Raw genomic sequence first — 21,403 nt, forward strand, 5'->3', positions numbered from 1 at the left:
TCGTTATCCCTCCGTCGATACGGTTTTGGGGCCGGCGAAACAGGGTGGCATATGGCAGGTGACCCGCCCGCTCCGGACAACGCTGTGGAGCAGGCAGACGAGGACACGGACAGCGACTCCCCCGAGACACACGCCGCTTCGGACGCCACGGAATCCGAACCGGCACCTCCGGAATCGAACACCCCACCCGAGTCAGAACCCGACCGCGACATCCCCGAGGACGTGCGCGAGTACGCCCGCTTCTCGAAGATGGACGGGGCGGCCTACGACCGCGTCAACCAGTTCCTGCGCGACCGCACGTACGTGACCGCCCGCGAGTGGGCCATCGCGCGCCTCTGCTCTGACTTCCGAACCGAAACCGGCGTCGAGATGACGAAAATCGGGCGCAACCTCCCCGAACTCGTCCCCTTCATGACCGACACCTACTCGCCACAGGCGGTCAACCAGGCGCGTTCGAGTTTCGAGAGCAAGGTGCGAAAAGCGGGTGCGACCTTCCTCTACGGCGCGATGTGTGATTTCTTCACCGCAGAGGAACTCGACGACGTGATGTACGAGGCGACGGAAATCGCCAAATTCCTCCTCGAAGTCGAGGGCGTCGATTTGACCGTGGACGAAGAACTCGCCGCAGAAGAGCGCATCTCGACGGTGATGCGCGAGGTGCGACAGGCGAGTCAAGAGTTACGCTACGAAGAAGTCGAGTGCCCCGAGTGCGGGTGCATTCACGAACCCTGAAATTGTTGGCTCTGAGCTGATTTTTCGCTTCACAGCACTTGGTCGTGTGGCTGAATACGAGACAACTACCGCTCACCAACCGACGGACCGTGCACTCTGCGTTCGAGCCGATGCCCACCGACCCCAATCAGGAACCCAAGTCCACCAAGGGCGACGGCAAATCCGAGCGGCAACACAGCAAGAACGTACGTCATTGAGTCCCCACTATCCATGAATCCGGTACGGACAAATCCACTCAATACCAGTCCTAACAGCAGTATGTATGAGATGGCGATGCTCGTAATGAAGCCATCATTTCGGTAGGCGTGGGTCGCGCTCACACCGATACCGACGAGCACGATGAGTCCTTGACGATACTGGAAGGAGAGCAATTGGTCGAATTGATTTCCCGTGAGGGACTGTGAGAGGCCCAATAGTCCAAGGAAGGCGAGGCCAGCAGCGAACACGAAGCGGTCGGCAGTCTGGCGATTTCGACCGAAGAGTATCGCCCACGTCCCGAACCGGTCTTGTCCCATACTCGTTCTTGTCACGCTATCAACAAAACCGTTTGCGTCAGTAGGCACGCAGTGCTCCAATTTCAGCTTCTACGTACTCTCTCGTCAGAAATGAATGAATCGTCAGAACCCGGCCGTTCTATTCTCGCTGTGGCAACAGCATCCCCGCCTGCTCGTGGGTGAAGGTGATGATGCGGTCGGTCGAAAGTCGGCGGACGTGGGTGTAGACGACGCCCTCCTCGCGGGCGCGCGAAATCATGTCTCCACCCGTTCGCACGTCGTAGTACGACGGGATGCAGATGGCGCGTTTTGCGGCTTCGTCGCGAATCACTAACAAGAGGTAGATGATGTCGTCGTTGCCTGCGCGAAACACCTCGTAGGACTCGAACGCGGCGGCCTCGTTGTCCATCCACGCAGCAATCGCTTCGAACTCAGAGGAGGGAACGATGAGGTCGATACCGTAGCGCACGTCGTCTGCGATGGCGACGCTGTCGCCCGGATGTACCTCTATGACTTCCCAGCCATTCTCGCGGTACTCCTCTGCGGTCGCCTCCATGTCCGCGAGCACGGCGTCCCACTGGCCGGTGACGCGGCCGAGCGGATTGTGGGCTTCCTCAGACATACCCGTACAAGTCCCTCCACGGGTCAAAAGAGTTCGGCTGTGCGGGTGCGTTGCGTGGGTGGCATTTGCATTCGGTACTGGTTTATATTGAGATTTCAAAATTTGCCTCAATGACCGACCTGCTCTCCATATCGGGGCTCCGCACGCAGTTCAACACGGAGCGAGGTGCGGTGAAAGCAGTCGACGGAATCGACCTGACCGTCCGCGAAGGCGAGACAGTTGGCCTCGTGGGCGAATCGGGTTCGGGAAAAAGTGTGACCGCGCTTTCGACCATGAACCTGGTCGACGACCCCGGCCACATCGCCGGTGGCTCGGTGGAGTTCCACGCCCCGGAGGTCGCAGCCGACCTCGCAGAGAAATACGACAACGCTCACGAGTTCGTCGACGTAGACGAGGGCGTCATCGACCTCACCAACACGCCGGAGTCCGCAATGCGCGAGATTCGCGGTGGGGCGATGAGCATGATTTTCCAAGACCCGATGACGTCGCTGAACCCGGCGCTCACCGTGGGCGAGCAGGTCGCAGAGAGTCTGCGCCTCCACCAGTACGGCGGCCGAAAGAAAGACTCGTGGCTGAACGCCGTCCGCGAAGTCCTCCCAAAACTCGGTGCTGACATGAGCGAGGAACTGTTGCAGGACACCATCGACATCCTCTCTGCGGTCGGGATTCCAGAGCCGGAAGCCCGCATCGATAGCTATCCTCACGAGTTCTCCGGCGGGATGCGCCAGCGAGTCCTCATCGCCATCGCTCTCGCCTGCCAGCCACAGTTGCTCATTGCAGACGAGCCAACGACGGCACTCGACGTGACGATTCAAGCCCAGATTTTAGACCTCATCAACGACCTCCAAGACGACCTCGGGATGTCCGTCCTGTTCATCACCCACGACCTCGGTGTGGTTGCAGAGACGTGTGACCGCGTCGCGGTGATGTACGCCGGGGAAATCGTCGAAGAAGGGCCCGTCGAGGAGATTTTCGACAACCCAAGTCATCCGTACACCTACGCGTTGCTCGAATCCATCCCGCGCGAGGACGCAGACCGCCTCACCCCAATTGAAGGGAACGTGCCGGGTCTCATCGACATGCCCGAGGGCTGCCACTTCGCAGACCGCTGTCCGTGGGTGACAGAAGACTGTACTGCAGGCGAGATTCCGTACCTCCAACACGGTCCCGATGACGTAGACCACCGCGCGAAGTGTATCTTCGAGTCGTTCGACAAAGACGAGTACGGCGCAGACAGCGAGGGCGTTTCGGCCACCGAGAGTTCGGTGGACTACGACGGCGAGCGCATCCTCGAAGTCCGTGACCTGAAAAAGCATTTCTCGAAGGCAGACGGCATGCTCGACGAACTGCTCACGCGCGAATCGGCGAGCGTGAAAGCCGTCGATGGCGTCGACTTAGACATCTACGAGGGCGAAACCCTTGGCCTCGTCGGGGAATCGGGCTGTGGGAAATCGACCACTGGTCGCACCATCCTCCGCCTGCTCGACCCGACCGAGGGCACCGTCGTGTTCCAAGGCGAGGACATAAACGACCTCTCGAAGACGGAGTTGCGCGAGATGCGCCGCGACATGCAGATGATTTTCCAAGACCCGATGTCGAGTCTCGACCCGCGCATGAGCGTCGGGCAAATCATCAAAGAGCCACTCGCTATCCACGACTTAGCGAATGGCCACCGCCGCGAGCGCGTCGAGGAACTGATGGAGGCCGTCGGCTTAGACCCGGCCCAGTACGACCGCTACCCCCACGAGATTTCCGGCGGGCAGCGCCAGCGTGTCGGCATCGCCCGTGCGCTGGCGGTTGACCCAGATTTCATCGTCTGTGACGAGCCGGTCTCCGCGCTCGACGTGTCCGTCCAAGCGCAGATTCTGAACCTCTTAGAAGACCTCCAAGAGGAGTTCGGCCTGACGTTCCTGTTCATCGCCCACGACCTCTCGGTGGTGCGCCACCTCTGTGACCGCGTCGCGGTGATGTATCTCGGTGAAGTCGTCGAAATCGCGGAGACGAGCGCGCTGTTCGACGAACCGCGCCACCCCTACACCCAAGCGTTACTGTCTGCGATTCCGGAACCTGACCCACACGCAGAGACCGACCGCATCCTGCTCGAAGGCGACGTGCCAAGCCCAATCAACCCGCCCTCTGGCTGTCACTTCCGGACGCGCTGTCCACAGGTCATCCCGCCAGAGGGCCTCGACATCGAACAGGCCGCCTACCGCGAAGTGATGGACTACCGCGAGCGCGTCGAGAACGAAAACCTCGCGCTCGATGCCATCTGGGAGCGTGCAGAATCGCGTCCCGAGACGGGCGCAGTCGCCACTGACGGCGGCTACCCGGCCCCGCTCTCTGCGTTCATCACCGCGCTCTACGACCGCGAGTTCGACCACGACCTTGCGGGCGAGCCACGCGAGGTCGTAGAAGAGTCGATGCGCCACCTCGCAGACGGCAACTGGGAGCAAGCAGCAGCCGACCTTCGGGACACGTTCGCAAGTCCGTGTGAACAGTCTCGTCCATTGTTGCAGGATACTGCACATCCAGCCGCCTGTCATTTATACGACCAGCCGTCTGAAAAGTAGCGTCTCGACCGCGTTGTGTGGCGTTTTCTCGACGTTATTGTTCTCACGAAATGTATCCGATACTATTATCAATGATGTATGTTGGACTATGACTCATGTCTTCTGAAGACAACCTGAAGCGTCGGAGCTTTCTCAAAGCAGCTGGTGGTGCAGCAGTCGCTGCATCCATGGCTGGTTGTATCGCAGGCAACGATGAGGGCGACGGCGACGGAGACGGCGACGGTGACGGCTCGGGCAGTGGCTCGGGCGGCACGCTGCTGTACTCCCGTGGTTCCCACTCTGGGACGCTCGACCCACAGAACACGACCTCCGGTGAGGACGTGAAGGTCACGAACCAGATGTACGACCAGCTCGTGATGTTCGAGCCCGGCAAAACCACTCTCATGGCTGGTCTTGCGACCGAATGGGATCTCTCTGGCACGACGGCCACGCTCACCCTCCGCGAGGGCGTCAAGTTCCACAACGGCGAGGAGTTCACCGCCTCCGACTTCAAGGCGACCTACCGCCGCTTCGTTGACGAGGAGTACGAACACTTCCCCGGCGCTGACTACGCTTCCGCCTACGGGCCGTTCACGCTCGGCAACTGGATTGACAGCGTCAACGCAGAGGAAGACTACAAACTCGTCATCGAACTCAAAGAGGAGTACGCACCGTTCCTGCGCAACCTCGCGATGTTCGCCTCCTCCGTCCACTCGGAAAAAGCCATCAAAGAGAAGGGCACCGACCTCTCCTCTGACCCTGTCGGCACGGGGCCGTTCGAACTCGACGCGCTCGAAGACAGCACGGAGTCCGTCCGTCTCACAGCCTTCGAGGACTACTGGGGCGAGGGACCGAAGGTTGACGAAGCGGTCTTCCTCACGACCGGCCAGAACACCGCTCGCGCGCAGTCGCTCGACGCAGGCGAGACGCACATCGTAGATGGCCTCGGCAGCGAGGCCGCGAAGGTCGTCGAAGACTCCTCCAATGCCAAACTCGAACAGTTCGAGGGCATCAACGTCGGCTACATGGCGTTCAACATGGCAAAGCGCGAGGAGTTCCGCAACAAACAGGTTCGCCAAGCTATCTCCTACGCCATCGACACGAAGGCCATCGTGGACAACATCTACGAAGGCTTCGCAAAGCAGGCGAGCCAGCCTATCCCATCGAACGTCCTCGGCTACAACGAAGACCTTGACCCGTATCCGTACGACAAGGAGAAAGCACAGTCGCTGCTCTCCGAAGCCGGCTACGGCGACGGCTTCAGCTTCGAACTCGCGACGTTCAAGAACCCACGCGGGTACAACCCATCGCCAATCCAGACTGCAGAGAAGGTTCGCTCTGACCTCGGTGCCATCGGCATCGACGTCACTATCAACCAGCAGTCGTTCGACCCGTTCCTCGACTACACAGCAGAGGGCAAACACGACGCGTGTTTCCTCGGCTGGTACACCGACAACGGCGACCCGGACAACTTCTTCTACGCTCTGCTCCACCCCGGCGTCGAATCGCCAGACGGCCAGGACTACGTCGCCTTCGACACCGAGGGCTTCAACACCCTGAACGTCGCAGGCTGGGCGAACAGCGAGTACATGACGCTCGTCGAAGAGGCACAGGCCACCTACGACGAGGGCACGCGCACTGAGAAGTACAACCAGGCCGCCCAGATTGCCCACGACGAGGCTCCATGGGTGTTCTTAGACCACGCACAAGAACTCCGTGGCGTCGCCAACAACGTCTCCGGGTACGTCCCATCCGCCATCGGTGGGCCACACCTGAAGGACGTTACCCTCTCCCAATAGAATCGGGCAATTTTTGATTAGACTCTGTTTTTTGTGAAGTATGGTCTCAAAGCGGTTCATTGCAAAGCGCTTGCTGTTGCTGATTCCGGTGCTGTTTGGAGTCGCAACGCTCGTCTTTGCAATCCTCCAACTCGCCCCGGGTAACCCAGCCCGCGTTATCGCGGGCCAACGGGCCACAGAGGAAGCAGTCAGGCAGATTGAGAATCAACTCGGTTTAAATGACCCCATCTACATCCAGTACGGGCGTTTCCTCGTCGATGCAGCCCAGTTCCAGTTCGGCAACTCCTTCGTTATCGACAAAGACGCGACCGTCCAGCAGCTCCTCCAGACGCGTATTCCGGTCACGCTCGAACTCGCCCTGTACGGCCAGCTCATCGGCATCTTCCTTGGGATTCCCCTTGGCGTGCTTTCGGCGGTCAAACAGGACTCGCTGACCGACCACCTGACGCGCATCGGCGCGCTCACGGGCATTAGCGTCCCCATCTTCTGGAGTGGGCCGCTGCTCATCTTGCTGCTCGCCCAGATATTCGATATCTTCCCGACCGGGCGGCGCATCGCGCCGATTTACTCGACGCCAGACCCCATCACGGGCCTGCTCACGGTGGACACGCTGTTGTACGGCCAGTACGATGCATTCTTCTCTGCGGTGCACCACCTCATCCTCCCGGCGTGTGTCATCGGCATTTACTCGATGGCGCTGCTCTCGCGGATGATGCGCTCGTCGATGCTCGAAGTCGTCCGTCAGGACTACATCCGCACCGCCCGCGCGAAGGGGCAGGGAATTAAAATCACGCTGATGAAACACGGCTTCAAGAACGCCCTCATCCCAGTCATCACGGTCATCGGGATTCAGTTCGGGACGCTGCTCGGCGGCGCGGTGCTCACCGAGACGGTGTTCTCGCTGAACGGCATCGGCACGTTGCTCGTCGATGCCATCGAGGTGGGTGACTACCCCGTCGTCCAGGGGACGGTGCTCACCTTCGCGTTCCTGTTCACGCTCGTGAACCTCGGCGTTGACGTCACCTACTCCTACCTCGACCCACGGATCGAACAATGAGCACGGAAACCAAAACCACCAAGCGGAACGACCGCGGCTTCCTCGACCGACTGCAAGCCTCGCCGTTCCTCTCTGAACTCTTGTCGAATCGCCTCGCCGTCGCCGGGCTCGTAATCATCTTCTCGCTGTTGGTGATCGCGGTGTACGCGCGGCTGTTCATCGACATCGGGCAAATCGTCCCCTCCCAACTCGGGACGAACCCGAACCGCGCTCCACCGTCGAGCGAGTTCTGGTTCGGCACGGACGGCCAAGCCCGCGACATCTTCACGCGCACGCTGTACGGCGCATGGCTGGCGATGAAGTACGGGACGATTACGGTCGGCCTCTCGACGATTTCGGGCATCACGCTCGGCATCATGGCCGCCTACTACTCGGACATGACCGACAACGTCATCATGCGGACGATGGACGTGCTGCTCGCGTTCCCGTCGCTCCTGCTCGCGCTCGCGCTTGTCGCCATCTTCGGTGCAGGCCTCTGGAAGGTCGTCATCGCGCTCACGCTCGTCTATACGCCGCGGTTCGCTCGCGTCGTCCGTGGGGCGGCCCTCAAGGTGCTCGAAGACGAGTACGTGGACGCCACCGTCGCGCTTGGGGCGCGCGACCCACGCGTGCTGTTCCGCCACATCCTGCCGAACACGCTCGCGCCCATCACCGTCCAGAGTACGCTCAACTTCGGCCTCGCCATCATCGACATCGCGGCGCTGTCGTTCCTCGGCTTCGGGGCCGCGCCCGGGACGCCGTCGTGGGGGCTGATGCTCTCGAACGGTGTCACCAACGGCCTTCTTTCAGGTATTTGGTGGTGGTCGTTCTTCCCCGGGCTGTTCCTCGCCATCACCGTCCTCGGGTTCAACCTCCTCGGTGACGGCATGCGCGACGCACTCGACCCACGGATGCGCGACGCCATCGACTAATGGACGTTGGCGCGTGGCTCCGCCCACGCATTCGACTTCTCGGCGGCGCGGGCGTCGTTGGCCTCGTCGTCGGCGTTGTCGCCACCGTCGCCTACGCGCTGTATCAGGGTGACGCCACCTTTGCGACCAGTCAGGTGTTCGCACTCGGCGCGCTCGCCCTTGGCTTTGCGACGCTCGGCTGGACTGGCTCGGTGTTCATGGGGCAAGCCATCGAGACGATGCAGACGTACCTCAGCGATGAAAGCGACTGGACAGAACAAGACTCCCGGCGCGCGATGGCGCGCATCGCCGGGTTCGGAGCGGGCATGATGGTGGGTTCGGTGCTCGCCTCGTTCGCGCTCTAACGGCGCTGGCGCGTCGGCGAGGCGCGCCCCACCACGGCGTCGGGGCGAATCTTCAGCACCGTCCGCGACGCCTCCGACGCACCTTCGCGCGGCGACTTTTTCTTTCCCGTGTAACGCTCTGCGAGTCGGTTGAGCTGTTCTTGCCCGACGTCTTCGGTCATCTCGACCACCTCGCCGCGGATGTGGAGGTACCGATACGGATTCTCGGGGTCGCTGATGGCGAGTGAGACGTGTGGGTCGCGTTCGACGTTGCGGTGCTTTCGGTTACCTGTCACCGTGTTCACGTAGAGAAAACCGTCGGCGTATTCGACCCACATCGGGACGACGTGGGGGCTGCCGTCGGGGAGGACGGAGGCGAACTGCGCGAAGGCACGGCCCTCGAACAGGTCGTGGAACTCTGGGGGAATCTCGGCCATTCCCCTAGCTACGAGCCGGGAAACCAAAACTCTCGCTCAGCGAACGTTCTGCCCGACTGTCTCACCGAACGCACCATCCTCGAACACCATTTCGCCGCGAACCATCGTCCACTCGGGGAACACGCCGCGCATGCCCTCGAACGGCGTCCAGTCGCACTTCGAGTGCAGGTCTTCACCGCGAATTGTGCGGCTGCTGTCCGGGTCTACGAGCACTACGTCGGCGTCCATGCCGACGGCAACGCGACCTTTTTTCGGCAGGTCGAACACGGCAGCGGGGTTCGACGCCGTAAGCTGGCGGACGCGCTCGTAGGTTAGGTTGCCTTTGCGCGCCTCTTCGAGCAGTAGCGGGAGGGCCGTTTCGACGCCGGGGACGCCGCTCGGGGCGTCCCAGATGCTCGCGTCTTTCTCTTCGCGCGTGTGTGGCGCGTGGTCGGTCGCAATCATGTCCACTGTCCCGTCGGCAACGCGCTTGTAGACGGCCGCACGGCGCTGTTCGCTGCGCAGTGGCGGGTTCATCCGCCCGAACGTGCCGAGTTCTTCTGAGTCGGCCCGCGAGAGCAGCAGGTGGTGGGGCGACACCTCGCAGGTCATGCCGTAATCTGCGGCGATGTCGATGCCCTCGGGCGTGCTCGTGTGGGCGATGTGGAGCTGTGCGCCCACTTCCTCGCCCACCCGGCAGGCGAGTTCGACGGCTTCCGCTTCGGCCTCTGCGGTGCGGAAGGCGCTCCACGCGTCGGCGTCGTCGCGGTCTTTCGCGGATTCGTCGAACAGCGTCGCGTCCTCTGCGTGGACGGTGACGGCGACGCCCTTCTTGGTGGCGGCTTTCACGGCGTCCTCGAACAACCCAGGGGCGATGCCCATGTTCCCGGTCGAGTCTGCGAGGAACACCTCACCGAGCGCGAACAGCGGCCGCGAGAGGAGGCTCTTTCGGCTCCAGTTTTCGGTCACGCCGCCGTTGATTCCCCAGTCTACGTACGACTCCTCTGCGAAGGTGACCTTCTCGTCGAACGCTTCACCGGAAACGGTCGGCGGCGAGGTATTCGGCTGGTCAACGACGGTGGTCACGCCGCCCGCTGCGGCTGACTGACTCCCCGTCTCCCACGTCTCTTTGTGGTCGTAGCCCGGCTGGCGAAAGTGGACGTGGGCGTCGATCATCCCCGGTAACAGAAGTTTGCCGCTCGCGTCTACGTCTGCATCGCCCGCGAGGGTGCGGCCGAGTTCAGTGATGGTCCCGTCTGCGATGCGCACGTCGCGGCGGCGGCCGTCCGCGAGCGTCGCGTTAGTAATGAGCATGGAAGCACCTGCGCCACGGAGTACCCTAAACGTCCCGAACCGAGACGACTTCGTGGTCGCCCGACCCGGCGAGCGCGCCTTCGAGCGCGTCGATGACTTTTTGGGAATCCGCCGGGCCGCCCGCCTTCTCGACGCTTCCCACCGAATGTGGGTCAAAGGGCACTCCGAGGGCGTCGTAGACGGGGTCGAGGACGGCCGCAATCTCCGCGTGGTCGGTGACGATGCAGATGCCCGCGACGAGCGCCGCGCCGCGACGGACGCGCTGGGCGATGCCGACGAGTTTCCCGTCGGCTTGCAGCGAGTGTGCGCCCGGGCAGAATGAGTTCGGTGGTTCGCCAGTTGTGGCATGGACCGAGAGGCGCGCGAGCGCCGTCTGTACGTCCGCCGTGAGGGTGTCGTAGCGGTCGCTGAGGCCGCTTCGCATATCTGAAATGGGCACAGCCCGCCCGAAGGCGACCGTCGTCCCGGTGTAGGCGACCGCGCGGCCGCCGACGTTGCGTTCGATTGGCGGGAAGCCGTGGGCGTTCGCCGCCTGTTTCGCTTGCTCGTAGCCCGGCGAACCCGCATCGCGTCGCCCGAAGGCGACCTGTCGGTGGGGCGTCCAGACGCGGACGGCTGGCTCTCCGGTGTCGGCTACCCAGTCGAGCAGCCGGCGACTGGCCTCCCGGTCTGTGGCCACGGTGGCTGCCCGGCCACGAATGACGCGCATGTAAAAATAGAGTTCCCGACGGGACTAAACACCCTCCCTTGCTACTGGCAGGCGATGGTCACGCTCGACTCGTCGGTGCTCGCTCGATACCCACGCTTTTCGCTCTACAACTCGCCGTACACGGCCCACGACCACGGCTGTGCCATCGACCTCTACCCCGAGACGAACGACGCGCCTTCACCGGTCGCAGGCGAAGTGCTCGACACGCGTGCCGTGCGCGCCCCACCAAAGCCCTACGCGCCGGAACACGACTACCTCATCCTCGTGGACACTGGCGAGTACGTCGCCCGATTGTTGCACGTCGAACCCGCCGTCGAAGCGGGAGACGTGGTCGATGTCGGTGACTCCTTGGGCGAAATGGTGCGCGCCGGATTCTTCGCACCGTGGGTGTCGAACCACATCCACCTCGGCTTTCGCCCACATGAGGCGAACCACTCCCGCGCGGCCGGGTCTGTCGAACTCACCCTCGGCTGTGAGGTGCGCCCCCTTTCGTGGGACGGGACGGGCACGGTGGTCGAAACCGGCGAAACGTGGCTTCGCCTCGATGAACCCGCACACCCGGCTCCGGGCGAGTGGTTCGCAGGCATCGAGGGCGCACCGGGTGTCGTGCTCGACGGCGGACTCCCCCACTACGACGGCGGGGGCGCACTCGGCAATCGCGGCGAGCAAGGAGTCACACTTGCGGGCGAACGCGTCGGCGTCGCCACCGACCGCGACGTGACGTGGGACGACATTGAACTCCGCGCAAACAACGTTCCGCTCACGGGGCTGTCACTGTACTGTTCACAGGACACCTTCGGCGCAAAACTCGTCTTACCGGGTCACGACTTTTCGGTTGGCGACGACGTGACGCTCAGTGTTGTTCGACAGTGACGGACTCTTCGAGCGTCAGGACGGCTACCCCATGGTTGGTGTTTACGTAGTAGCCGTCGCGTTCGTCTTCTTCGTCACCTTCGGTGTACGGAAGAAGCGAGAAGACGTGTTTGACGGCCTGAATCGACTCCTGTTTGGTGAGTACAAGCTTCGGCGTTTGCTTCGAGAGAAACGCCTCTTTGAGGATGTACTGAATTGGGTGACAGTCCTTAATTGGGTCTGCCCAAGCATTGCTGACAATCGCGTCTGGTGGCACGCGCGTCACCACGTTGGCAACGAGACACGGGCCGTCTGGTACGTGTTCTTCCATAGATTCGGTCTCTTGGTCTCTCAGATGGACGATGCCTGCCATCGAGCGAATGGCGTCCTCGAACACCGCCAATGCGATGACTAGCAGCGTCACGACAATTTCCCCGCCGACCCCCCACTCGAATATTCCTATCAACCCCAATCCCCCACACTGGCCCCAGCAGTGTATCTACAAACATCTTCGCGCGCTGAGCATATAAATATTCAAGATAGTTCGAAATTACTGATTGTCGGCACGACAAGCCAGTGCATAGAAGGCCGTTGCCCGTTAGCACCTGCATATGAGCGACCAGCAAATCCCCGACGGGACGGCCAAGACGATTCAACACGTCATCGACGAACAACACGGCTACCTCGCGTGGCTCGGCATGCGCGTCGACGCCGTCTCCTACGGGGAGATTTCGCTCACCATCCCCTTCGACGACAAGTTCACGAACCCAACGGAGCCACCCACAATTCACGGCGGCGTCGCGGCCTCGCTCATCGACACCGCGGGCGGCCTCGCCCTGCGAACGACGCTCGCAAATCCGCTCGAAGACACGCTTGCGACGGTCAACCTGAACGTGAACTATCTCCGTCGCGCCTCCGCCGACCTCACCGCGCACGCGGAAGTCGTCCGCACTGGCTCCTCGGTTGGCTGGGCGGACATCACGGTCGAAAGCGAGACGCCCGAGGGAGAGACCAAAGAAGTGGCGACCGGGCAGGCGGCGTTCCGGCTGTTTCAGTCCTGAGCGAAGGCCACGTCGGCCCGTGAAAGGACGTCACCGAACAGCCACGCCGCGTGGTCGAGGGCGTACTGTTTGTGCCCTTCCTCGATTGCGCCCACCGCCTCACGGATGATGATCGGGCGGAAATCACGCAGTGCCGCGCTCGACGCGGTGTGAAGGACGCACACGTTCGCAAGCGTCCCACAGATGAGCAGGTCGGTGATGCCATGGGCCGAGAGAAAGCCCTCCAATTCGGTCTGGTAGAAGGCGTCGTAAGTGTGTTTTTCGACGATGTGGTCCTCTTCGCGCACGTCGAGGCTATCGACGAGTTCCGTCTCCCACGTCCCCTCAACGACGTGTTCGCCCCACCGCTCGAACTCGTCGTAGTAGTGCGCATCCTCGAACTGTGCTGGCGGATGGACGTCCCGTGTGTAGACGATGGTCGCACCCGCTGTCCGCGCCCGTGCGACGAGGGCGGTCACGTCGTCTACGACGGCCTCACTGCCGGGGGCGTAGAGGCTCCCCTCGGGATGACAGAAGCCGTTTTGCATGTCCACGACGACGACCGCCGTGGTGGCTGGGTCGAGTTCCATGCTAGACATCTCCCGCCGCCGGGCAAAAATCCTGCTCGCAGCGTGAACTCGCCGGGTGCTTTTTCACTGCCACCCGCTATTGTAGAGGTATGCGAGCACTCGCCACCGTCCTGGTCGCACTCCTCCTCGTCCTCTCTGGGTGTAGCGGCGTGCTCTCCGGAGAGACCACCGATGCGACGACAACGACGCCAGCGGACACGCAAACTGCGTCGCCGAGTCCGACGACAACGACGCAGGCAGCGACACAGACGCCGACCACGACGCCCCGCCCCGACCCCGAGAGTGACGTACTCGGCTGGGAGAACGGCTACTGGCACGACGACGTGCTCTCGGTGACGACCGACGACGGCCTGAACGAGACGGAACTCGACGCCATCGTCGCCCGCGCGATGGCGCGGGTCGAAAACGTGCGCGAACTCGAATTCAACGAGACCGTCCCCGTCGAAATCATCACGCGCGCCGAGTACCAGAACCAGAGCCAAGAGGAGTACTCAGACGACTTTCGCGCCTTCGACAACGCGAAGTTCGAAGCGATGTTCTTCGTCGGCGAAGACAGAGACGCCTTAGACGTCCAGAACACGAATCGCGGCTCGAACGTCCTCGGCTACTACAGCCCGAAAGAGGACGCCATCGTCATCGTCGCCAACTCAGATACGCCGTCGCTCGATGCAGAAGGCACGCTCTCACACGAACTCGTCCACGCCCTCCAAGACCAACACTACAACATCTCCTCTATCTCGCGGCCAACCCGCGAACTCTACAACGCGCGAAACGGCCTTATCGAAGGGGAAGCAAACTACGTCCAGCGGCTCTATCTCGAACGCTGTGGCGGCGAGTGGGAGTGTCTCGAAGCGCCCGAATCGAGCGGCGGTGGCGGCGTCCCTGACGACTTCCACTGGGGTATCTACTTCCTCAACTTCTTCCCGTACAGCGACGGTCCCGGCTTTGTCGGCCAGATGTACCGCACGCAGGGGTGGGACGGCGTGAACGACCTCTACGCGAACCTGCCCAACAGCGCAGAACAGGTCATCTACCCGCAGAAATACGGCGAAGACGAGCCGACCGATGTGACCCTCGAAGACACGAACGCCGGTGACTGGGAGCGCGTCATCCCCGAGTCGCCAAACCCAGACCAAGAGCGCCCGGCCTACGCGAGCCTCGGGCAGTCTGCACTCTCTTCGATGTTCGCCTACACGTTCACCGATTCGTACAACCAGTCGCGCGTGGTGCAGCCCCAAGAGTTCATCAACTACGAGGACAACGGGCGGGTCAACAGCTCTGACCCGTTCAACTACGACCTGCGCTACACCCGCGGCTGGGACGGCGACCGGATGCACGTGTACAAAAACGCTGACGGCGAGACGGCCTACGTCTGGAAACTCGTCTGGGACTCCCCTGAAGACGCAGCGCAGTTCGTCACGGGCTACGAGCGGCTCCTCCAACACTGGGGTGCACACCGCGTGAGCGAGAACGTCTGGGTCGTCCCCGAGGGAGAACCGTTCGCAGACGCCTTCTACGTCTCCGTCGAGGGCGACACGGTGACCATCGTGAACGCGCCGACGACCGACGACCTCCCCGACGTGTCTGAGACCGCCGCCTGATGGCGCGTACTCGCTCGCTCGTTGCCCTCGCCTTTCTCGTCGTGCTTTCTGGCTGTGTCGGCGGCCTTCTCGGCCCGCAAGACGACCCCGACGACGACACGCTTGGCTGGGAAAACGGCTATTGGCACGACGACCCGCTTTCTATCGACGAGAGCGACGGCCTGAACGAAACCGAGCGCGAGGCCGTCATCGCCCGAACGATGGCTCGCGTCGAGGTCATCCGTGGGCTGGAGTTCAAAGAGTCTGTCTCGGTGACGCTCATCAGCCGCGAGGAGTACCGCGCTCGGCGCGGGAACGACGACGGCGAACCAACCGACTACGACCGCTGGAACGAACAGGTCTGGGAGGGGCTGTTTCTTGTCTCCGAAGACGCCACCGTTTCGGACGCCTTTGGCGGCGTCTACGGCAGCGCGGTACAGGGCTACTACAGCGGGGGCGGCGAAATCACGCTTGTGAGCGACTCTGCGACGCCGATGGTCGACCGGACGACGCTCTCACACGAACTCGTCCACGCCCTCCAAGACCAGCACTTTGGCTTTCCCGGCGGGCGGACCACCCAAGACGGCGAACTCGCCGCAGACGGCCTCACCGAAGGCGACGCGAACTACGTCGAACAGCTCTACGAATCGCGCTGTCAGGCCGAGTGGGACTGCATAGCCCGCCCCGACCGGGGCACGAGCAGTGCGCCAGACGACTTCAATCGCGGCGTCTTCTCGGTCATCTACCAGCCGTATGCAGAAGGGCCGACGTTCGTCGAGTCGCTGCGCGACCGCGGCGGCTGGGAGGCCGTAAACGCCGCCTACGACGACGTTCCCGAGAGCACAGAACAGGTCATCCACCCCGAAGACTACCCGGACGACCGCCCGGTCGAACTTGACGTGCCAGACCGGTCGTCGGGCGGCTGGGAGCGGTTTTCCCTCGACACCAACGCGGACACGGTTGGCGAAGCATCCATCTACGCCATGCTCTGGGCGAACGGCGTGGTCACCGACCAGTCGCCGTACGCCTACGCCTTCCCTGCCTCGACCGGGTGGGCGGGTGACAGCCTCGTTCCGTACCACAACGGCGACACGTACGGCTACGTCTGGGTGACCGAGTGGGAGTCCGAGGAAGACGCCCGCGAGTTCTACGATGCCTACCGGCAGGTGCTCGAACGAAACGGCGCGGACCCTCGTGGCGATGGCGTCTATCGCATCCCCGAGGGCGAACCGTTCGCAGACGCCTTCCGGGTGACCCGGTCGGGGACGCGCGTCAAAATCGTGAACGCGCCCACCGTCCGAGAACTCGCCAACATAGACGGGTAGCTTTTTCGCGCTTGGCCGGGAAACGCCGACTATGTCCGATGCGTTCGATATCGTGTCCACCGAAGCCATCCGTGCCGGGCGCGCCACGGATGTCTACTTCGAGCGGACCGAAACCACTCTCGACCACGCGGGGAAGAACCCGACGGTCGTCGCGGAAGTAACGGCCAATCAATTTCCCACGGGCGAGTTCAAGCTCTTTGCCGGCGTCAAAGACGCCGCCCACCTCTTAGAAGGCCTTCCCGTTGATGTCGATGCCCTCTCTGAGGGCAACCTGTTCGATGCGGGGCCGGTGCTCCAGATCACGGGCAAGTACCGCGACTTCGCGCGCTACGAGACGGCGTTGCTCGGCTTTCTCTCACACGCGACAGGGATTGCGACGAAGGCGCTCTCCGCCCGCCACGCCGCCCCCGACACGACCATGCTCAGCTTCGGCGCGCGCCACGTCCACCCCTCGATGGCCGCGGTCGTCGAACGCTCTGCGCTCCTCGCGGGCTTCGACGGCTTCTCGCACGCTGCCGCAGGCGACCTGCTCGGGCGTGAAGCCGGCGGCACGATGCCCCACGCCCTGCTCATCTGCTACGGCCGGGGCGAACAGGAAGCCGCGTGGCGCGCCTTCTACGAGGCGACTGGACAGGGCGTCGCGCTCTGTGATACCTACGGCGACGAGGTCGAGGAGGCGCTTCGCGCCGCCGCGGAACTCGGAGAGGACTTAGAGAGCATCCGCATCGACACGACGCGCTCGCGGCGCGGCGACTTCGCACACATCATCAAAGAGGTGCGCTGGGAACTCGACGTGCGCGGCTACGACCACATCGATATCTTCGTCTCCGGCGGCCTCCAGCCCGCAGACCTCTACGACCTGAAAGACCTCGTCGATGGTTTTGGTGTCGGCGGCTACGTCTCGAACGCAGACCCGCTCGACTTCGCGCTCGACATTGTCGAAGTCGAAGGCGAACCCGCCTCAAAACGCGGGAAGCTCTCGGGGAAAAAGCAGGTGTATCGCACCCGCGACGGTGGCCACGACGTCGGCCTTGCGAGTCGCCCCGGCCCCACCGACGGGAGACCGTTGCTCGAACCGCTCATCCGCGAGGGTGAACTCGTCCGTGAGTTTGACTTGACTGACGCGGCAAAACGCGCCGCGACGGACGCGACGAAGGTTGGCTTCGGCGAGAATTAGAAGGTCAGTTCTTTTATCGACCCGTTCGGGGTTCGCTCCTCGAACACCTGACTGTGAAACAGCAACACGTCCACATCGTCTTTCTCCCACGCCGTCGGCGAGAGCCCGGCTTTTCGGCACGTCCGGTCTAAGTACTCGAATTCGCTCCAGCCGTTTTCAACCGGGACGGTCGGGTAGAGCCAGCCCGATTGGCGGCCCTTTTGGACGGCGAGGCCGTGGGTGCCGACTTCTAAGTCTGCGGCAGGGTCGTCGGTCGGAATCACGTCGGTGACGATGCAGACCGAAAACGCGGTGCTCGAAAGCTCTGCGGCTTCGAGTTCGGAGCCACACGAGTCGGTGCTCGCCGCCTGAATCGCAGCTTCGATGATGGTGTGGCCCACGCGCTCTGTGCTCTGGACGGTTCCAGCACAGCCGCGGAGTCGCCCCCGTCCCTGCGTCGCTTGCAGGCGGATGAAAACTCCGGCTCGGTTGTAGAAGGCATCGCGCATACTCCCGGGCTGTTTTCGCTGGCCGTTGTTGACGAACAGGTCTACCGCCTCGCGTGCGAGGTCGACAGCCCCGCGGCCGTCGTCGTATGAAAAGAGCGCAGTTTGAGCCTCGGACATACCACCTGTAACGAGAACAATAGTAATCAACGCTTTCATTCAGACAATCTGGAACCCGAACTATCCCATCGCCTCCTGTCTCCCCGCCAATCGAACGCCTTAATTGTGGTACGCGGCCTACCATCTGCCGGCAGAGGGAGCCCGGTTCCCGTGGCGCAAGCCAACGAGGAAAGTCCCCCCACTGTCTGGGCAGGTGACCAGGCGCAAGTCTGGAGCGGGAGACCGCTGGCTCTGGAACAGAAACGAGACCCCTCCACCGGACCGATGAGGTGCGCGACCCCAACCGCAAGGACGGGAAGCTAACCCACCGAGGGTCGATGGTGGAGAACGGATGGAACGGCGAAACCTCACCGGTGCAAGTCCCATCGGCTAAGGTAGCCCGGACGACGATGTGGACGCTCAGCCGAATACCGGGTTGAACAGAAGGGGGCTTACTCCCCTCAGCCACTTTCATCACAGCGAGCGACTGCTCCCACCACAAGCATGATAGGTGGGGCGAGCCGATATGTGCGTAATGAACGGGCGCGTCCTCCTGCTTTCGTTCCTCATCGTCCTCGCGGGCTGTGCGGCCCCCATAGACCCGGGTTTTGCTGACACCGCCACTCCGACCACGCAGTCTACCGGCCAGACCACCGCCGCACAGGCCACCCAAACCCAGACACCGACGCCGCAAGCCACGCCGACGGCCGTTGTCGCACAGGACAATCCGTGGCAAGAACAGACGTTGACCGTTGCCCTTTCGATTCCCGAAGGCGACTCGCGCGACTACGAACCGCTCGTCGAAGCGGCGCTTGCCTACTGGGAGGTAAACAGCGAGCGCTACGCGGGCTATCCACTCTCGTTCGACCTCGAACCGAACGCCGAAAACCCGGACATCATCATCGAGTTCGTCCCGCACGTAGAAACCTGCGGCGACAAACGCGAGGTCGCGGGCTGTGCACCGTACATCACCGACGCCCGGCAGGTGCGCCGCCCCGAAACGATTCAGGTGCTCTCTGGGCTCTCTGACAAATCCACAACCCACGTCCTCAAACACGAGTTCGGCCACGCGATGGGCCTCGACCACTCAGACGAACCCCAGTCGATTATGGACGGGCAGGCGAGTCTGACGACGCTGCCACAGACGAACGCCACCGAACGCCCGCTCCCGTGGGACCACGCAGAACTCTCGGTGTACGTTGACTACGGCGTGGTTCCGGAGGGCGAACGCGCCGAAGCCCGCGCTCAGGTTCAACACGCCCTCGATTACTACGCAGGCGGGGCGGACAACTACGTTCCCGAGAACGTCTCGTTTGTCACGGTGGATTCGGCGTCCGAAGCCGACATCGTGATTCGCTTTACCGACCGTTCGCCGTGTGGTGTTGACCCCGGTTCGTGTGGCGCAGTCCGCGGCCAAGACCCGGACGGTGACGGCGCACTTGAAACCTACACGCACCTCGAAATCACGCTCACGCACATCGACCGCGACGCCACCGGCTGGCACGTTGGCTGGTGGCTCGGCTACGGCTTCGGGTTCGAAGAAGAATCTGAGTACCCAGACCCCTTCCGCGGAGCGTCGTATTCAGACCGTCGCGGCGAGTGGTGGGAATAACCGTCTTCACGCATTGACTTACCCTTCGAACCCGTCTTCCCACCTGAACACGCCGTTTCGCTGGACAACTTCGCCGTCAACTTCGATGCGCGAGTCCTCGCTCATGTCCGTAATCATGTCCACGTGGACGGCGCTTTTGTTGCCTTCTTCGCCCTCGGGGATGTTCGAGTCGTAGGCCCGACCCACGGCGAGGTGGACGGTGTCGCCCATCTTCTCGTCGAACAGAATCGAGTCGGTGAAGCGGTCGATGCCGCGGTTCATCCCAATTCCCAACTCGCCGAGTCGGCGTGCGCCCTCGTCCGTATTCAGAATTTCTTCTAAGACTTCTTCGTTCTGTCCGGCGCTGAACTCCACCACTTCGCCGTCCTCGAAGGTGAGGTGCACGTCGCGGACGCGCTTGCCGTTCAGCGTCATCGGCACGTCGAAGTAGACGGTTCCTTCGGTGTCGTAGGGTGCGGTGAACACCTCACCGGAGGGCAGGTTGTGCGAGTCGTAGGCGACTGAGGCCCCGGAGTTGACGGCGATGCGACCCTCGATAGACATGGTGAGGTCGGTGTCCGCTTTGACGAGTCGGACTTCGCTTCCCGCATCGAGAAGCTCCTTCATTTGCGCCATCTCGTCTGCGAGCGATTCCCAGTCGCGGAGCACGGCGTTATAGACGAAATCTTGGTACTCTGCGTAGGACATCCCGGCTTGCTGGGCGAGCGACCGGGTCGGGTGCACGGTCGATACCCAGTCGGTGTCCATCCGGGCTTCACGGGCGGCGTTGGTCGCCCGGTTGTACGCCTGTCGCACGTCGCTATCTACGTCCGCGAGTTCGGTGGTGTTGAACCCGCCGCCGAGAAAGAGGACGCTGTCTGCGTTCTCGTAGGCGGCGAGTTCCGGTCCGCGCACCTCCTCGAAGTCGCCGTCATGGTTTTTGAGGTAGCCACGGAGCATCTCGCCAGAACCGTAGGTGACGAACATGGTCGCGCCGACGTTCCCCAGTTCCTCTGCGACGGCGACGCCGAGGTCGTGGGCGTCTTCGCCGACGTTGACAACGACGGTGTCGCCGCGTTCGATTCGTGCACTCCAGTTTACGAGGGTTCGGGCGTGTTCGCGCACTCGCTCGTCCATGGAGGCGCTACACGAGGTGTGGCAAAAACAGGTGCGGTTGGGCGATATTTCTCTGGCGGCCAAAGACTGCTACGCCACGTACTCCTGAAACTCGATGTGGTCGGCTCCGATGGTGACTTCTAATCCGCGACTGTCACCACCATCCCCTCTCCAGCTATACGCGTCAGACGGGCCATCCTCGACCGAGAGGGAGACGCGAACCGCGTTATCGAATGCCGCAAGGTTCTCATAGGTTCGTCCGCCGTTACGCTCCAGTTCGAATGTGTCGGTGAACACCGGCTCTTCATCCGGCCCCGGGGTTCTCGTTTCCGTGAGCGTCTCGTAGGGGTCTTCTTTTTCCACAAATGGGCGTTCCCACAGTTCGATTGTCACCGTAATCTGCGACCCCGTCTGATTTGAAATCTGGAGGTCTGTCACGTCCCACTGGCCTGTTGTCGTTTGCTCCGGCGTTTCGTCCGTCGTGGATGCCGTCGTTGGCGTCTGCGTGCTGTCATCAGTATCCGTGGGAGTTGAAGCGCTACAACCCGCGAACCCAACCAGTGAGACGGAGAGCAAAGTAAGAACCTGTCTGCGAGAACGAGTCATGTGACTGCCATTTCAG

The 21,403-nt window shown here is 62.4% G+C and carries 22 protein-coding genes and 1 other RNA gene; 13 read left to right on the forward strand and 10 right to left on the reverse strand.

All coding sequences use genetic code 11. The features are described from left to right. Positions 1-51: 51 nt before the first annotated feature. Complete coding sequence (locus V5N12_RS03705; RefSeq protein ID WP_332897807.1) at positions 52-732, forward strand: DUF5806 family protein; 681 nt, start codon at positions 52-54, stop codon at positions 730-732. A 65-nt stretch (positions 733-797) separates the two neighbouring features. On the opposite strand, the gene V5N12_RS03710 is transcribed toward V5N12_RS03705, so the two are convergent. Beyond that, the gene (locus tag V5N12_RS03710; RefSeq protein ID WP_332897808.1) at positions 798-1,247 is read right to left on the reverse strand and encodes a hypothetical protein; all 450 of its coding nucleotides are present in this window, start codon (positions 1,245-1,247) and stop codon (positions 798-800) included. A gap of 118 nt (positions 1,248-1,365) precedes the next feature. Beyond that, a complete protein-coding gene (locus V5N12_RS03715) occupies positions 1,366-1,848 on the reverse strand; it encodes a DUF7529 family protein (RefSeq protein WP_332897809.1) in 483 nt (160 codons plus the stop codon). 110 nt (positions 1,849-1,958) lie between these two features. Between V5N12_RS03715 and V5N12_RS03720 the strand changes: the two genes are divergently transcribed. The 5 genes from V5N12_RS03720 to V5N12_RS03740 all read left to right on the forward strand — a co-directional run bounded on the left by V5N12_RS03720 (position 1,959) and on the right by V5N12_RS03740 (position 8,508). Further along, entirely contained in the window at positions 1,959-4,418 is a 2,460-nt protein-coding gene (locus V5N12_RS03720) for an ABC transporter ATP-binding protein (protein WP_332897810.1), read from the forward strand. Between the two features lie 95 nt (positions 4,419-4,513). Next, positions 4,514-6,196 carry an ABC transporter substrate-binding protein gene (locus V5N12_RS03725; protein ID WP_332897811.1) on the forward strand — a complete coding sequence of 561 codons (1,683 nt, stop codon included), beginning with the start codon at positions 4,514-4,516 and terminating at the stop codon, positions 6,194-6,196. Positions 6,197-6,236: 40 nt separating this feature from the next. Further along, positions 6,237-7,253, forward strand: coding sequence for an ABC transporter permease (locus V5N12_RS03730; protein WP_332897812.1), 1,017 nt, complete (start codon positions 6,237-6,239; stop codon positions 7,251-7,253). Next, positions 7,250-8,164 (forward strand): ABC transporter permease, encoded by a 915-nt coding sequence (locus V5N12_RS03735; protein ID WP_332897813.1) that lies wholly within the window; start codon positions 7,250-7,252, stop codon positions 8,162-8,164. The genes V5N12_RS03730 and V5N12_RS03735 overlap by 4 nt, the downstream gene beginning before the upstream one ends. Next, positions 8,164-8,508, forward strand: a complete 345-nt coding sequence (locus V5N12_RS03740) for a DUF7268 family protein (protein WP_332897814.1) — start codon at positions 8,164-8,166, stop codon at positions 8,506-8,508. The genes V5N12_RS03735 and V5N12_RS03740 overlap by 1 nt, the downstream gene beginning before the upstream one ends. On the opposite strand, the gene V5N12_RS03745 is transcribed toward V5N12_RS03740, so the two are convergent. From V5N12_RS03745 to V5N12_RS03755, 3 genes are read right to left on the reverse strand one after another with little or no spacing between them, the layout of a single operon-like run. Beyond that, a complete protein-coding gene (locus V5N12_RS03745; RefSeq protein ID WP_332897815.1) occupies positions 8,505-8,924 on the reverse strand; it encodes a PPOX class F420-dependent oxidoreductase in 420 nt (139 codons plus the stop codon). The two genes, V5N12_RS03740 and V5N12_RS03745, sit on opposite strands and share 4 nt — an antisense overlap. Before the next feature lie 36 nt (positions 8,925-8,960). After that, positions 8,961-10,217: a dihydroorotase gene (locus tag V5N12_RS03750; protein WP_332897816.1), complete on the reverse strand. Its 1,257-nt coding sequence runs from the start codon at positions 10,215-10,217 to the stop codon at positions 8,961-8,963. Positions 10,218-10,242: 25 nt separating this feature from the next. Further along, positions 10,243-10,926 (reverse strand): lipoate--protein ligase family protein, encoded by a 684-nt coding sequence (locus V5N12_RS03755; RefSeq protein WP_332897817.1) that lies wholly within the window; start codon positions 10,924-10,926, stop codon positions 10,243-10,245. Positions 10,927-10,980: 54 nt separating this feature from the next. Between V5N12_RS03755 and V5N12_RS03760 the strand changes: the two genes are divergently transcribed. Beyond that, positions 10,981-11,799, forward strand: coding sequence for a hypothetical protein (locus tag V5N12_RS03760; RefSeq protein WP_332897818.1), 819 nt, complete (start codon positions 10,981-10,983; stop codon positions 11,797-11,799). On the opposite strand, the gene V5N12_RS03765 is transcribed toward V5N12_RS03760, so the two are convergent. Continuing rightward, positions 11,780-12,202: a hypothetical protein gene (locus V5N12_RS03765; RefSeq protein ID WP_332897819.1), complete on the reverse strand. Its 423-nt coding sequence runs from the start codon at positions 12,200-12,202 to the stop codon at positions 11,780-11,782. The genes V5N12_RS03760 and V5N12_RS03765 overlap by 20 nt on opposite strands. A gap of 187 nt (positions 12,203-12,389) precedes the next feature. Between V5N12_RS03765 and V5N12_RS03770 the strand changes: the two genes are divergently transcribed. Beyond that, on the forward strand, positions 12,390-12,839 hold the full coding sequence (locus tag V5N12_RS03770) for a PaaI family thioesterase (protein ID WP_332897820.1): 450 nt from the start codon (positions 12,390-12,392) through the stop codon (positions 12,837-12,839). Here the strand turns inward: V5N12_RS03770 and V5N12_RS03775 are convergent. Beyond that, the gene (locus tag V5N12_RS03775; protein ID WP_332897821.1) at positions 12,830-13,408 is read right to left on the reverse strand and encodes a cysteine hydrolase family protein; all 579 of its coding nucleotides are present in this window, start codon (positions 13,406-13,408) and stop codon (positions 12,830-12,832) included. The two genes, V5N12_RS03770 and V5N12_RS03775, sit on opposite strands and share 10 nt — an antisense overlap. Positions 13,409-13,497: 89 nt before the next feature. Between V5N12_RS03775 and V5N12_RS03780 the strand changes: the two genes are divergently transcribed. The 3 genes from V5N12_RS03780 to V5N12_RS03790 are packed head-to-tail and all read left to right on the forward strand — an operon-like array spanning position 13,498 to position 17,490. After that, positions 13,498-15,009: an Hvo_1808 family surface protein gene (locus V5N12_RS03780; RefSeq protein WP_332897822.1), complete on the forward strand. Its 1,512-nt coding sequence runs from the start codon at positions 13,498-13,500 to the stop codon at positions 15,007-15,009. Continuing rightward, on the forward strand, positions 15,009-16,313 hold the full coding sequence (locus tag V5N12_RS03785; protein WP_332897823.1) for an Hvo_1808 family surface protein: 1,305 nt from the start codon (positions 15,009-15,011) through the stop codon (positions 16,311-16,313). The genes V5N12_RS03780 and V5N12_RS03785 overlap by 1 nt, the downstream gene beginning before the upstream one ends. A gap of 31 nt (positions 16,314-16,344) precedes the next feature. Continuing rightward, positions 16,345-17,490 (forward strand): nicotinate phosphoribosyltransferase, encoded by a 1,146-nt coding sequence (locus tag V5N12_RS03790; protein WP_332897824.1) that lies wholly within the window; start codon positions 16,345-16,347, stop codon positions 17,488-17,490. Here V5N12_RS03790 and V5N12_RS03795 read toward each other — a convergent pair. Then, positions 17,487-18,095, reverse strand: a complete 609-nt coding sequence (locus V5N12_RS03795) for a TIGR00296 family protein (RefSeq protein ID WP_332897825.1) — start codon at positions 18,093-18,095, stop codon at positions 17,487-17,489. The two genes, V5N12_RS03790 and V5N12_RS03795, sit on opposite strands and share 4 nt — an antisense overlap. Positions 18,096-18,224: 129 nt before the next feature. On the opposite strand from V5N12_RS03795, the gene rnpB reads away from it, so the two are divergent. Then, positions 18,225-18,541, forward strand: an RNA gene (rnpB, locus tag V5N12_RS03800) — RNase P RNA component. A 68-nt stretch (positions 18,542-18,609) separates the two neighbouring features. After that, the gene (locus V5N12_RS03805) at positions 18,610-19,686 is read left to right on the forward strand and encodes a matrixin family metalloprotease (RefSeq protein WP_332897826.1); all 1,077 of its coding nucleotides are present in this window, start codon (positions 18,610-18,612) and stop codon (positions 19,684-19,686) included. Positions 19,687-19,704: 18 nt separating this feature from the next. Here the strand turns inward: V5N12_RS03805 and V5N12_RS03810 are convergent, their stop codons facing one another. After that, positions 19,705-20,802 (reverse strand): aminopeptidase, encoded by a 1,098-nt coding sequence (locus tag V5N12_RS03810; protein ID WP_332897827.1) that lies wholly within the window; start codon positions 20,800-20,802, stop codon positions 19,705-19,707. A 69-nt stretch (positions 20,803-20,871) separates the two neighbouring features. Continuing rightward, entirely contained in the window at positions 20,872-21,387 is a 516-nt protein-coding gene (locus V5N12_RS03815) for a hypothetical protein (protein WP_332897828.1), read from the reverse strand. Positions 21,388-21,403: the final 16 nt, after the last annotated feature.

Source organism: Haladaptatus sp. CMSO5, from assembly GCF_036689885.1.
In the GTDB taxonomy this organism is placed as follows: domain Archaea; phylum Halobacteriota; class Halobacteria; order Halobacteriales; family Halococcaceae; genus QDMS2.

Coding starts and splice junctions, on each gene's coding strand:
- V5N12_RS03705 (WP_332897807.1), top strand. CDS start 52: ATGGCAGGTGACCCGCCCGCTCCGGACAACGCTGTGGAGCAGGCAGAC.
- V5N12_RS03710 (WP_332897808.1), bottom strand. CDS start 1,247: ATGGGACAAGACCGGTTCGGGACGTGGGCGATACTCTTCGGTCGAAAT.
- V5N12_RS03715 (WP_332897809.1), bottom strand. CDS start 1,848: ATGTCTGAGGAAGCCCACAATCCGCTCGGCCGCGTCACCGGCCAGTGG.
- V5N12_RS03720 (WP_332897810.1), top strand. CDS start 1,959: ATGACCGACCTGCTCTCCATATCGGGGCTCCGCACGCAGTTCAACACG.
- V5N12_RS03725 (WP_332897811.1), top strand. CDS start 4,514: ATGTCTTCTGAAGACAACCTGAAGCGTCGGAGCTTTCTCAAAGCAGCT.
- V5N12_RS03730 (WP_332897812.1), top strand. CDS start 6,237: ATGGTCTCAAAGCGGTTCATTGCAAAGCGCTTGCTGTTGCTGATTCCG.
- V5N12_RS03735 (WP_332897813.1), top strand. CDS start 7,250: ATGAGCACGGAAACCAAAACCACCAAGCGGAACGACCGCGGCTTCCTC.
- V5N12_RS03740 (WP_332897814.1), top strand. CDS start 8,164: ATGGACGTTGGCGCGTGGCTCCGCCCACGCATTCGACTTCTCGGCGGC.
- V5N12_RS03745 (WP_332897815.1), bottom strand. CDS start 8,924: ATGGCCGAGATTCCCCCAGAGTTCCACGACCTGTTCGAGGGCCGTGCC.
- V5N12_RS03750 (WP_332897816.1), bottom strand. CDS start 10,217: ATGCTCATTACTAACGCGACGCTCGCGGACGGCCGCCGCCGCGACGTG.
- V5N12_RS03755 (WP_332897817.1), bottom strand. CDS start 10,926: ATGCGCGTCATTCGTGGCCGGGCAGCCACCGTGGCCACAGACCGGGAG.
- V5N12_RS03760 (WP_332897818.1), top strand. CDS start 10,981: ATGGTCACGCTCGACTCGTCGGTGCTCGCTCGATACCCACGCTTTTCG.
- V5N12_RS03770 (WP_332897820.1), top strand. CDS start 12,390: ATGAGCGACCAGCAAATCCCCGACGGGACGGCCAAGACGATTCAACAC.
- V5N12_RS03775 (WP_332897821.1), bottom strand. CDS start 13,408: ATGGAACTCGACCCAGCCACCACGGCGGTCGTCGTCGTGGACATGCAA.
- V5N12_RS03780 (WP_332897822.1), top strand. CDS start 13,498: ATGCGAGCACTCGCCACCGTCCTGGTCGCACTCCTCCTCGTCCTCTCT.
- V5N12_RS03785 (WP_332897823.1), top strand. CDS start 15,009: ATGGCGCGTACTCGCTCGCTCGTTGCCCTCGCCTTTCTCGTCGTGCTT.
- V5N12_RS03790 (WP_332897824.1), top strand. CDS start 16,345: ATGTCCGATGCGTTCGATATCGTGTCCACCGAAGCCATCCGTGCCGGG.
- V5N12_RS03795 (WP_332897825.1), bottom strand. CDS start 18,095: ATGTCCGAGGCTCAAACTGCGCTCTTTTCATACGACGACGGCCGCGGG.
- V5N12_RS03805 (WP_332897826.1), top strand. CDS start 18,610: ATGAACGGGCGCGTCCTCCTGCTTTCGTTCCTCATCGTCCTCGCGGGC.
- V5N12_RS03810 (WP_332897827.1), bottom strand. CDS start 20,802: ATGGACGAGCGAGTGCGCGAACACGCCCGAACCCTCGTAAACTGGAGT.
- V5N12_RS03815 (WP_332897828.1), bottom strand. CDS start 21,387: ATGACTCGTTCTCGCAGACAGGTTCTTACTTTGCTCTCCGTCTCACTG.